The sequence below is a fragment of the Deferribacter abyssi genome, from assembly GCF_049472655.1.
Classification (GTDB): domain Bacteria; phylum Chrysiogenota; class Deferribacteres; order Deferribacterales; family Deferribacteraceae; genus Deferribacter; species Deferribacter abyssi.
Map to the genome: position 1 here is coordinate 15,724 of NZ_JAQNCS010000009.1, position 11,552 is coordinate 27,275.

Annotated in this window: 9 protein-coding genes; all 9 read right to left on the bottom strand. The window is 34.2% G+C overall.

Features of this window, described 5'->3' with window-relative positions:
- Nucleotides 1-111: 111 nt before the first annotated feature.
- The 9 genes from OWK30_RS06265 to fabI all read right to left on the bottom strand — a co-directional run bounded on the left by OWK30_RS06265 (nucleotide 112) and on the right by fabI (nucleotide 11,487).
- Entirely contained in the window at nucleotides 112-1,947 is a 1,836-nt protein-coding gene (locus tag OWK30_RS06265) for an ABC-F family ATP-binding cassette domain-containing protein (protein WP_423324656.1), read from the bottom strand.
- Nucleotides 1,948-2,147: 200 nt separating this feature from the next.
- Nucleotides 2,148-3,197: a flavodoxin-dependent (E)-4-hydroxy-3-methylbut-2-enyl-diphosphate synthase gene (ispG, locus tag OWK30_RS06270; protein ID WP_423324658.1), complete on the bottom strand. Its 1,050-nt coding sequence runs from the start codon at nucleotides 3,195-3,197 to the stop codon at nucleotides 2,148-2,150.
- Nucleotides 3,198-4,106 (bottom strand): tyrosine recombinase XerC, encoded by a 909-nt coding sequence (locus tag OWK30_RS06275; protein ID WP_188020334.1) that lies wholly within the window; start codon nucleotides 4,104-4,106, stop codon nucleotides 3,198-3,200.
- A gap of 268 nt (nucleotides 4,107-4,374) precedes the next feature.
- Entirely contained in the window at nucleotides 4,375-5,676 is a 1,302-nt protein-coding gene (gene trmFO / locus OWK30_RS06280) for a methylenetetrahydrofolate--tRNA-(uracil(54)-C(5))-methyltransferase (FADH(2)-oxidizing) TrmFO (RefSeq protein ID WP_423324660.1), read from the bottom strand.
- 3 nt (nucleotides 5,677-5,679) lie between these two features.
- Nucleotides 5,680-8,016: a type I DNA topoisomerase gene (gene topA, locus OWK30_RS06285; protein WP_423324662.1), complete on the bottom strand. Its 2,337-nt coding sequence runs from the start codon at nucleotides 8,014-8,016 to the stop codon at nucleotides 5,680-5,682.
- A gap of 47 nt (nucleotides 8,017-8,063) precedes the next feature.
- Entirely contained in the window at nucleotides 8,064-8,477 is a 414-nt protein-coding gene (locus OWK30_RS06290) for a DUF494 family protein (RefSeq protein WP_423324664.1), read from the bottom strand.
- Nucleotides 8,477-9,580 carry a DNA-processing protein DprA gene (gene dprA / locus OWK30_RS06295; RefSeq protein WP_423324666.1) on the bottom strand — a complete coding sequence of 368 codons (1,104 nt, stop codon included), beginning with the start codon at nucleotides 9,578-9,580 and terminating at the stop codon, nucleotides 8,477-8,479. The genes OWK30_RS06290 and dprA overlap by 1 nt, the downstream gene beginning before the upstream one ends.
- Nucleotides 9,581-9,621: 41 nt before the next feature.
- The gene (locus tag OWK30_RS06300) at nucleotides 9,622-10,707 is read right to left on the bottom strand and encodes a M20 metallopeptidase family protein (RefSeq protein ID WP_423324668.1); all 1,086 of its coding nucleotides are present in this window, start codon (nucleotides 10,705-10,707) and stop codon (nucleotides 9,622-9,624) included.
- Nucleotides 10,708-10,719: 12 nt separating this feature from the next.
- Nucleotides 10,720-11,487, bottom strand: a complete 768-nt coding sequence (fabI, locus tag OWK30_RS06305) for an enoyl-ACP reductase FabI (protein WP_423324670.1) — start codon at nucleotides 11,485-11,487, stop codon at nucleotides 10,720-10,722.
- Nucleotides 11,488-11,552 lie beyond the last annotated feature (65 nt).

Sequence of the window (11,552 nt, forward strand, 5' to 3'; positions counted from 1 at the left end):
TATTGGCAAACGAATTCGGCAATTTAAAACACACTTAGATACAAATTCATTGCGTTTATATCACCTAACTCTGTCTGCATATTATAAGAAGAAAATGAAAATCGATTAACTTTAGATAAGTTGCTCTAATTTTTTTTGAAAATAGATTTCTTTCTCTTCAAGCTCACTCAGTTTGATTTCGTATCGACTGTAAAGCTCATCGATATTTTTTTCTAGATTTTTCAATTCCTTGCTAAAAGAAGCAACCTCATCAAAATTGCCTTCCACTGAATATTTTAAAATCAAACTGTTCAACTCCTCTTTACGACTTTCACTTTCTTCTATAGCTTTTTCCAGCTCTTCTACCTCTCTTGCCAGAGGATTCAGTACCTTTGACTTCTCGGCAATCAGTTCTGCCTTAAGTCTCCTAATATCCTTTTTAGAGAGTTTATTTTTCTCCTCTTTCCTGTCCCTTTCAAAGTCCTCTTCATCCCATCCAATCTTTTCTAAAAACTCATCATAAGTTCCTTCAAACAAAAAAACTGCGTCCTTTTTAAATACAATTAGCCTATTTGCCACTTCTCTCAAAAAAGTTTCATTGTGGGTTACCATCAAAACGGCACCTTCAAATTTTAACAACGCCTCAAGCAACGCATCGGTGGAATAAATATCCAGATGATTTGTGGGCTCGTCTAACATAAGCAAATTTACAGATTTTGCAATAACTTTTCCAAGCATTACCCTACTTTTTTCTCCACCTGATAAAACACCGATCCTTTTTAAAGCATCATCTCCACCAAACATCATAATACCTGCAATATCCCTTGCTCTCTGCCTGTCCACTTCCGGCGCCGAATACATAATTTCTTCCTCAATGCTTCTATCATCTACCAGACTTGAAATGTTACTCTGTTCATAAACACCAAGCTCCACTCCGTTGTTAACCACTATCTCACCTTGCAACGGTTTCAATTTCCCGGAAAGCACCTTGATTAACGTCGTTTTCCCTTTTCCGTTTGGTCCTACAATACAAATCCTATCCTTACTCCCCACTGTAAATGATAAGTTTTGAAATAATATTTTATCTTTTGAATATCCAAAAGATATATCCTTTACATGCATCAAGTTTTTCCCTTCAAAAGGCTTATAACTGAACCGAAACTTAAGGTTTTTAATCTCCTCTAACTGTTCGATTCCTTCCAACTTTTCAAGTGTTTTAAGCCTAGATTGAACAAGATTGGCCTGTCTTGCCTTTGCTCTAAACTTTGAAATAAACTGCTCAATTTCCTTTTTCCTTTTCTCTACGTTTTGTCTTGTCTTTTCATACAGTTCATCATCCAAAGCTACTTGCTGGTAATATTTTTCCGTATTTCCCTTTATTTTCCTAACTTTTTTCCTATGAATACCAAGAATATGGGTACATACTTCATCCATAAAACCTCTGTCATGGGTAATCAAAATAAATTCTTTTCTCCACTCTTTTAAAAACCTTGCAAGCCACCTGATAGACAAGATATCAAGATAGTTTGTTGGTTCATCAAGCAAAAGCATATCAGAATCTGCCACCAAAACTTTTGCAAGATTTATCCTTACCTGATAACCACCAGAAAAATCATGAGGACTTTTTTGTAAGTCCTCTTTGGTAAAACCTAAACCAAACAATACCTTTTCTGCCTTCCATCTATTATCTTCCAGATTACTTTCTACCTCACTGTAGACTTCATCAAGCAAATTGCTTTTTGTAAACTCCAGATGCTGCTTTAAATAACCAATTTTATAATTTTTAGGAATATTTACTCTACCCGTATCAGGCTCTTCTTCTCCTGTAATTATCCTGAAAAGGGTGGTCTTTCCTTCCCCGTTTCTTCCCACAAGCCCAACTTTCTCACCACTACCAATGGTAAACGATATTGAATCAAAAAGAACTTTATCCCCAAATGTTTTACTCAAATTCTCTACACTTATCACAATACTCACCCTACACGAATTAGTTCTTAGTTCAACGTTCAATGTTTTTAAATATTAAACTTCAAACAATTTTTAACTCTAAAATCCATTTTTACAAATCACAACTATTCATCATAAGGTTGCGTAAAAATATTTTTACGCAACCTACTCTCCCATTATTCCAATCTCTAACCATCAAACGTTGAACATTGAACTATTCTTTAATTTATTTCCTCTTTTATAATTTTTAAAAACTCCTCTAAAAGTTCTTCCTCTTTAACCTTTTTTAAAACTCTGCCCTTTTTAAAGATTATACCTACCCCTCTGCCACCAGCAATCCCATAATCAGCTTCTCTTGCCTCACCAGGCCCATTTACCACACACCCCATAACTGCAACAGTCACCTTTTTATCAAGTTTAGCGAGTTCATTTTCCACTTTAGATACCAAATCCATCAAATCTATTTCACATCTACCACAGGTAGGACATGATATAATTTCAGCACCTCTATCACGTAGTCCGAGAGCTTTTAAAATCTCAAAACCTACCTTGACTTCTTCAACGGGATCAGCGGTAAGTGATACCCGAATTGTATCCCCTATCCCTTCTGCAAGAAGGGCCCCTATTCCTACAGCTGATTTTACAGTACCTGAAAAAAGCGTACCCGCTTCTGTTACTCCAAGATGAAGCGGATAATCTGATATTGTTGAAAATTCTCTGTATGCCTCAATGGTAGTCACAACATCACTACCTTTTAATGAAAACTTCATATTGTAAAAACGCTCCTTTTCAAAGAAGCGCATATATTTAAGAGCAGATTCCACCATTGCCTTGGCACAAACCCCATACTTTTCCCTAAATCCTTTTTCCAATGACCCGGAATTCACCCCTATCCTAATAGCAACACTATGTATTTTTGCCGCATCAATAACCTTTCTCACTTTATCTTCGCTACCAATATTTCCAGGATTTATTCTGATACCATCTGCACCATTTTCCATAGATAGAATAGCAAGCCTGTAATCAAAATGTATATCAGCTATCAAAGGTATTTTTATGGCATCTTTTATTCTTTTGATACATCTTGCAGCTTCTTCATCTACCACGGCCACTCTTATAATCTCGCACCCTACCTCTTCAAGTCTTTTAATTTGCGCCAGAGTGCTCTCTACATCTCTGGTATCCGTATTTGTCATTGATTGGACGGTAATGGGATTTTTCCCGCCTATCTTCAAATTTCCAAGTGTAATTTCCTTTGTAACTCTTCTCATTTATATTTCACCTTTACTCATAGGATGAGTTTTATCATATACTTTTAAAATCTCACTCAAATTGAGATGAGTATACTTTTGCGTTGTGGAAAGGCTGGAATGCCCAAGCAGTTTTTGTATTGTCCTCAAATCCGCACCGTTTTCCAGAAGATGAGTAGCAAATGTATGTCTGAATGAGTGAGGACTATAGTTTAGCGGCAATCCTGCTATCTTCAAATATTTATCCACAATCCTTCTTACAGAGCGATCCGTAAGCCCGGTACCAAGTCTGTTTATAAAAACCTTATCTGTTTTCACCATTCTTTTTACTGCTATTCTCTCCCTTTCACTCAAATATTTTGATAATAACTCAAGTATATAGTCCGATAATGGAATTATTCTCATCTTTTTACCTTTTCCATAAATACGCACCCTTTTACCACTAAAATCGATATCATCCACTTTTATTCCCACCAATTCTGAAACCCTTACTCCTGTTCCGTAAAGAAACTCCAAAATCAGCGCATCTCTCAATCCTATGGGCTTGCTTTTATCAGGCAATTCAAGCAAATTGAAAATAGAGTCTATATCAAATACCGTTAAAAGTTTTTTATCTTTTTTTGGGAACTTTAACATCCTTGCCGGATTATCTTCAATAAATCCACGCTTTATGAGAAACTTGAAAAATGAACGCAACGAGGCAATCTTTCTTTCAATACTTCCTCTAGCAAGCCCCTTCTCATGCAAAAAAGCCACAAACCCTCTGAGCATGAAATAATCTATTTTATTAAGCATTATATTTTCATCCTCAAGATACAAAACTAAATCATTCAAATCATTCAAATACGATTTAACGGTATGCTGACTGCACTGCCTCTCATTTATAAGATACTGCTCAAATTTCATTATTGCATCATTTAATCGTAACATAATAACCAATTCCTATGAAAAATCCTTTCGAACAAAATGCAGGGGCAAAACCCTTGCACCTTCGAATATCTCGCTTTATCTTTACTGTTTATTAACAGAATATACAATAAAACCTACAAATTAAGCAACATTAAAATGTCTATTGAGGTGCTCAACAGAGCGAATTTGTGCACTTACCAACAACAAAATACAAAATCTGGCGTCACCCAAGAATACAAACTTCAATATTTCTACTACATATAACAGAACAGAAAAGTTAAAGGTTTTTTTAACTATTTTTAACTAAATAATCCTCTAAATCCTTTAAAGCCCTTTTGCTCAATGCTATCTTCCTATCCTTTTTAGAGCGAATTTTTTTGCTAAGTGGTGGTAGCATCCCGAAATGAAAATTACTGGGAACATAATCCTTTTTAGGTGTGGAAACATACCTTGAGAGAGCACCCAATGCGGTGGTCTCAGGAAAAGGTAAAATTTTCTTGTCTGCAAAAAAATTTTTCAAGAAAAAAGAGATTATCAATGACGTGGCAGCAGACTCAATGTAACCTTCCACTCCAGTAATTTGACCTGCAAAAAATAAAAGTGAATTTTTATATCTGAAAAAACTATCCAGATAATCACAACTTCTAACATAGGTATTTCTGTGAATAGAACCATAGCGTAAAAACTCGGCATTCTCAAGACCAGAGATCAATCTGAAAACTTCCTTTTGAGCACCGATTCTCATTTTCGTCTGAAACCCTACAATATTGTAAGCTGTGCCTTCTCGATTCTCTTTCCTTAATTGAACCACTGCAAAATATTTTTCACCGGTAACAGGATGCTCAAGTCCCACAGGCCTCATTGGACCGTAAAGTAAAGTCTGTTTACCTCTGCTTGCCATTACTTCAATGGGCATGCACCCTTCAAAAATAGCTTTTTTTTCAAACTCTTTAAACTCCACTTTTTCAGCTTTCATCAGTGCATCATAAAACCTGTCAAATTGCTCTTCAGTCATTGGACAATTTAAATAATCGTCATCACCTTTTCCATACCTGCTTTTAAAAAAACACTTCGAATAATCAATGGACTCAGCATCCACTATGGGAGATATGGCATCATAAAAAAAGAGACCACCACCAAAAAGTCTCTTAATTTTTTCACTTAAAGACTTTGATGTTAAAGGGCCAGACGCAACTACACAAGGTCTATCGTTAGGAATATCTTGCACTTCTTCCCTAATAATTGATATATTATCAAAATCTTCCAAAGTCTCAGTTATTCTTTTCCCAAATTTCTCCCTATCAACTGCTAGAGCATTACCGGCAGGTACCCTTGTTTCTTTTGCCACTTTGATCATAAGACTATCCATCAGTTCCATTTCTTTCTTCAAAAGTCCAGCTGCAGTATCAAGAGATTCTGACTTAAGAGAATTTGAACAAAGAAGCTCCCCTAAATAGGACGTTTCGTGAGCTTCTGTCATTTTTACAGGTCTCATTTCATAAAGAATTATTTGAAAACCTGCTTTAGCAAGCTGGTAAGCAAGCTCAGATCCAGCTAATCCGCCACCAATGACTACTATTTTTTGCTTCATAATCTAATTCTTTACAGTTATGGTACCATCATCAAGGGTTATGGCACTTTTTGTATTTTTACATTCAGGATAATTTTCACAAGCAAAAAAACTTCCTCTTCTACCTCGCTTTAACACCATCTTACCACCACACTTTTCACATTCAACATCATCCACTTTTATCACTACAGGAACAATTTTACCATCATTCACTCTAAAGTTAGCAGTAAACTTACACTCAGGATAGTTACTACAACCTATAAATAAGCCGTTTCTACCTTTTTTTATATAAAGATCATTACCACACTCTGGACACTTTTCATCTATTTTTTCATTATTTTCAATGACTCTAATTCCGCTTTCCAATTTTATAAAATTTTTAATGTTTTTACATTCGGGATAACCACTACAGGCTAAAATTTCACCAAATCTGCTCTTTTTTATCACCATCTCTTTACCACATTTCTCACACTTTATCCCGGTATCCTCTCCTTTTTTACTCTCCACAAGCTCTATCTGACCATTCTCATTACGCTTAAAATCTGATGTGAATTTACACTCAGGATAGTTATTACACGCTACAAATGCTCCATTTTTACCATATTTTATAATCAAATCTCCATGACATTGAGGACACTTATTATCAATGGTCAAATCCATCACAAGTTTGTCTTCAGCTTTTTTAAGTTCTTTCTCAAAATTTATATAAAAGTCTTTTAAAACCTTTTTCCAATCAACTTTCCCTTTTTCAATTTCATCCAAATCCTTTTCCATATTAGCTGTAAACTTTATATCAAATATCTTAGGAAAATTAGAAATAAGTAGACTATTTACTATTCTACCAAGCTCTGTAGGATAAAACTTTTTATCTTTAATGGTAACATACCCTCTCTCAACAATTGTTGAAATAATAGTAGCATAGGTACTGGGCCTTCCTATACCTTTCTGTTCAAGAGTTTTTACTAAAGTAGCTTCAGTATATCTAGGAGGAGGAGTGGTAAACATCTGTTTTGAAGTTATCTCTTTCAATGCCGCCTTTTCATTTACTTTTACATCGACTATTAACCCGTTTTCCCCTTCCTCATCACCGTTATCTTTCCCTTCAGTATACAACTTCATAAAACCGTCAAAGGTTAAAATTTTTCCTCTTGCAACAAAAGTGTATATACCATCACTGATTTCTATAATACTCCTGTCATACTTTGCAGGTGCCATTTGGCTTGCAACAAATCTTTCCCAAATAAGCTTGTACAATTTATATTGATCGTTAGAAAGAAATTCTTTTACCAGTTCTGGTTCTCTTAAAACAGACGTAGGTCTTATGGCTTCATGAGCATCTTGCACATTTTTAGTACCTGATTTTTTTATCCTTAAATTTCCAACATACTTTTCACCAAATTTATCAATTATATAATTCCGTGCTTCACTCTTGGCATCTTCGGAAATCCTCGTAGAATCAGTCCTCATATAAGTAATTAAACCCACGGGACCTTCTTTACCAAGCCCAACCCCTTCATAAAGCTGCTGAGCTATAATCATAGTCTTTTTTGCACTAAATCCAAGTTTTCTTACAGCTTCCTGTTGCAAAGTAGATGTAATAAAAGGAAGTGGTGCAGATTGTTTTGCCTCTTTACGATCTACTTTTGAAACAACAAAAGCACTTTTCAAAACTTCTTCTTTTATTTTATTAACAGTCTCTTCATCAGGAATCTCAAACTTTTTGCCATCTTTCTTCTCTAATCTTGCCTTAATACTGTTATCACCAATCAAAAACAATCCATCCACAAGATGATATTCTTTAGGCACAAACTTTTCTATCTCTTCTTCACGCTCACAAATCAATCTTAAAGCTACACTTTGTACCCTACCAGCAGAAAGGCCGTATTTTAAAGGTTTCCATAATAAAGGGCTTACAAGATAACCTACAAGCCTATCTAATATTCTTCTTGATTGCTGTGCATTTACTCTCTTGAGATTTATTTCTTTGGGATTACTGATCCCCTCACTAATCCCTTTTTTAGTAATTTCATGGAATTCTACCCTTTTTATATTGAAATTCTTCTTCTTGATTTCCTCTGCAATATGCCATGCAATAGCTTCCCCTTCCCTATCTGGGTCTGGAGCAAGATATACCACATCGCTTTTTTCAGCTTCTTTTTTCAATGCATCAATTATCTTCTTTTTCCCTTTGATAATTTTGTATTTCGGTTTAAAGTCTTTGTCTACATCTACCCCTAATTCATTTTCAGGCAAATCTTTTACATGACCTATACTGGCCATCACTTTAAAATCCTTTCCAAGGTACTTTTCAATAGTCCTTGCTTTGGCAGGAGACTCCACAATCACAAGATTTTTTGACATAATAAATCCTTATAAAAACGTTTTATCTTACCCTGTTTTATTGTTTATCAATTTAGCAACTCATCTACATTTTTATCAATATCAATATAAAATTTACGATTCTCTATAAGAGTCACCAACAATGTTTGTTTAACCATCTCCACATCCACTTTGATGTCACTTTCCATACATCTATCAACCACTTCTTCTATAATCATTAAATCAACAGTCCCACTAAGCTGTAATTTCTGAATATATTGCATAGCATCTTCACTAAATTTATCCTTTTCTGATGGAGAAAAATATCTTATCCCGTTAATTTCACTAAAATTACCAAAATCAAGAAAGGCTAACGCTTGCCTGACTTCATACTCTTCAAATCCTGAATTGTATAGCATATCAGTAATACCAATCTCATCTATATTATCGTAAGCCTCTACAAAATCCATAATTAAATTCAATGCAATTAGTATTTTATCCATTAAACTCTCCCAATATTATATTTGCCATTTATATCAAGGTTTAATAAACCCCTTAATTCCATTTCACTCAGCTTATTCATAATCTCCACTAAATCTCGTCCCGTTTCAACACATATTTCATCTATACTTTTTGGTGATTCAGCAATAAGTTGATAGATAAGCTTTTCAAAATCATCATTAAAATTTATATTATTGTCATTAATATTTTTGTCAATCATTTTCAAAGATTCTACATGTTTAACCAGTTCTTCTACTACATCATAATAATTTTCAACAAGTTTTGCACCTTCCTTAATCAGCTTATTAGTGCCACAATTTTTTTCTTCAGGCCATGATGGAACTGCGAATACCTCTCTATTTTCTTCCATTGCAAGTCTTGCAGTAATTAACGAACCACTTTTTTCTGCTGCCTCTACCACTATCACTCCATAACTCATCCCAGCAATAATTCTATTTCTTCGAGGAAAATTGTATGCATCAGGTTTAGTATCCAAAAAAAACTCTGAAACAATACAACCTTTTTTAATAATTTCTTTAAAATATTTTTTATTTGACTCAGGATATACATACAAAAAACCATTCCCAAAAACAGCAGTTGTTTTCCCTTTCTTTATTGCACCAAGATGAGCAGCTATATCTATACCTACAGCGAAACCACTTACTATATTTAATCCCAACTCTGCTAAATCCTGAGCTAGTTTCATTGTAAAATTAACAGCTTTTTTACTAGCTTTTCTAGAACCCACAATGGCTACTGATGGCATTTTAAAAATTTCATAATTTCCAAGACAATAAAGATAAGCAGGCGGAGAATTTATCTCTCTTAAAAGAGATGGATAAAACTCATCCTCTAATGTTAATATTTTAATAGAGTATTTTTTTACTTTCTCCAACTCACTACTTACAAAATCTAGATCAGTATTTTCCATTTTAATCAAAGAGGCAATATGCTCTCCAACGACATCCACTAATTTTGTTTTATCAATCTCAAATATACCATCTAAACTCGCAAATTTCTTATATAAAGCAAATATGGAACTATCGGAAACCCCTTTTATAGTCTTTAATAAAAGATAATTTCTTACTGTTTCTTTATTAGTCATAAATTACCTAAATTACAAACAAACTTTAAATATCAAACTTACTATAAATTTTTTAAAAGTACTAACCAAAAGTTAACAGCATAATCAATAACCCTATCTGGAACTTTGAAATTTATATTATGCAAAGGTATTATTTCATCACTCTCCTTTATACCAAGCCTTACAAAAAGACCCGGAATTCTTTCCTGGTAGAGTGAAAAATCCTCACCCCCCATACTTTTTTGAATATCAGATACATATCTAATACCATTTTTATCACAAATCTTTTGAATATTATTTGTTAATATTTCATCATTTATCACAGGAGGTGTTCCCTCCTTTATATCCACGTCTATTTTTATATCGTAAAATCTCGATACTGACTCTGCACATTTTTTTAACTCGTCCATTAAAAAACTTTTAAGCTCTTTATCAAAATATCTGAAAGTACCCAAAATTTTCAATCTATCTGACAAAATATTACCTGCTGTTCCACCTTCTATCTTACCAAAAGTAATTAATTTCTCTTTCAACGGATCAATCTTCCTTGATACAATCTTTTGAGCCATATTTATAAAGTCTGCCGCAGCCACAATAAGATCATTTCCAAGATGAGGATATGCTCCATGAGTGCTTTTACCTTTAAAATCCACTTCAAAATGATTAGAGCCTGCCATCAACTCTCCAGGTTTTATTCCCATAACACCAAGCTCAATATCAGGATCCACATGAAGGCCATAAATCTCATCTACTCCATCAAGCCCACCCTCTCCTATAATCACTTTTGCACCTGATACTATTTCTTCAGCAGGTTGGAAAATATATCTAAGATTTACATTTAATTTTATTTTTTTATTAACAATCTCGTAAAGAGTAAACAAAAGAGCTGTAGTATGAAGATGATGACCGCAAAGATGCCTGCACTCTGTTTTTTCAGTATTTATGGGTAAAGCATCAATATCAGCTCTTATAGCAACAGTTTTTTTTGCATTAAAATTAATAGTTCCAAAACAGCCTGTCTTAAGTCTTTTATCAATACCAATATTTATATTCTTTAAGAATCTTATAATATAGTCTGTAGTCTTATACTCTTTAAACGAAGGTTCTGCAAGTGACTCTAAATCATGTAATACTTTATATTTATCCAATCATTCCTCCACTTATAATCCAAGAATATTGTATCCACTATCAACATATAAAATCTCACCTGTTACACCACTTGCCATATCGCTACAAAGAAACAATGTGGCCTTTGCTACATCCTCTTGAGTAATATTTCTCTTTAATGGTGCTTTCTCTTCGATAAGTGAGAGTATCGTTCTAAAACCTGATATACCACTTGCAGCCAAAGTTTTTATTGGACCTGCAGAAATGGCATTTACCCTAATCTTCTTCTCACCAAGTTCATAAGCTAAATATCTCATAGAAGACTCAAGTGCAGCTTTAGCTACCCCCATCACATTATAATTTTTTACAACTTTCACTGAGCCATAATATGTCATAGTAACAATAGAACCGCCTTCGTTCATCAAAGGCTCTGACAATTTTGATAATTTCACAAGAGAATACGCACTTATTTCCATCGCCTTAAGAAAACCTTCTTTACTTGTATCAACAAATCTCCCCTTCAGATCTTCTGCTGGAGCATATGCAACAGAATGAATGAGAATATCAAATTTTCCAAACTCCTTCCTCACTACATCAAAAGTGTTTAGTAATTCATCTTCTTTCGTCACATCACATTTTACGCAAAATTTCCCACCAAGCTCCTGAGATATGGGCTCAACCCTTCTTTTAAGTGCATCACCAGCATACGTAAAGCCAAGCTCAGCTCCTTCCTCTTTAAATTTTTTTGCAATTGCATAGGCAATAGATTTATTGTTTGCCACACCAAAAATCAATGCTTTTTTCCCTGAAAGTAATCCCATAATAACCTCCTAGTTATTTTGTGTAAGGAAATGTGCAGGTAAAAGTATAAGGAGGAAACCCCTAC

What these genes read in the sequence shown, in the direction of transcription:
- dprA (WP_423324666.1), bottom strand. Translation starts at nt 9,580, where the DNA reads ATGACTAATAAAGAAACAGTAAGAAATTATCTTTTATTAAAGACTATA.
- OWK30_RS06290 (WP_423324664.1), bottom strand. Translation starts at nt 8,477, where the DNA reads ATGGATAAAATACTAATTGCATTGAATTTAATTATGGATTTTGTAGAG.
- ispG (WP_423324658.1), bottom strand. Translation starts at nt 3,197, where the DNA reads ATGAGAAGAGTTACAAAGGAAATTACACTTGGAAATTTGAAGATAGGC.
- topA (WP_423324662.1), bottom strand. Translation starts at nt 8,016, where the DNA reads ATGTCAAAAAATCTTGTGATTGTGGAGTCTCCTGCCAAAGCAAGGACT.
- trmFO (WP_423324660.1), bottom strand. Translation starts at nt 5,676, where the DNA reads ATGAAGCAAAAAATAGTAGTCATTGGTGGCGGATTAGCTGGATCTGAG.
- fabI (WP_423324670.1), bottom strand. Translation starts at nt 11,487, where the DNA reads ATGGGATTACTTTCAGGGAAAAAAGCATTGATTTTTGGTGTGGCAAAC.
- OWK30_RS06275 (WP_188020334.1), bottom strand. Translation starts at nt 4,106, where the DNA reads ATGTTACGATTAAATGATGCAATAATGAAATTTGAGCAGTATCTTATA.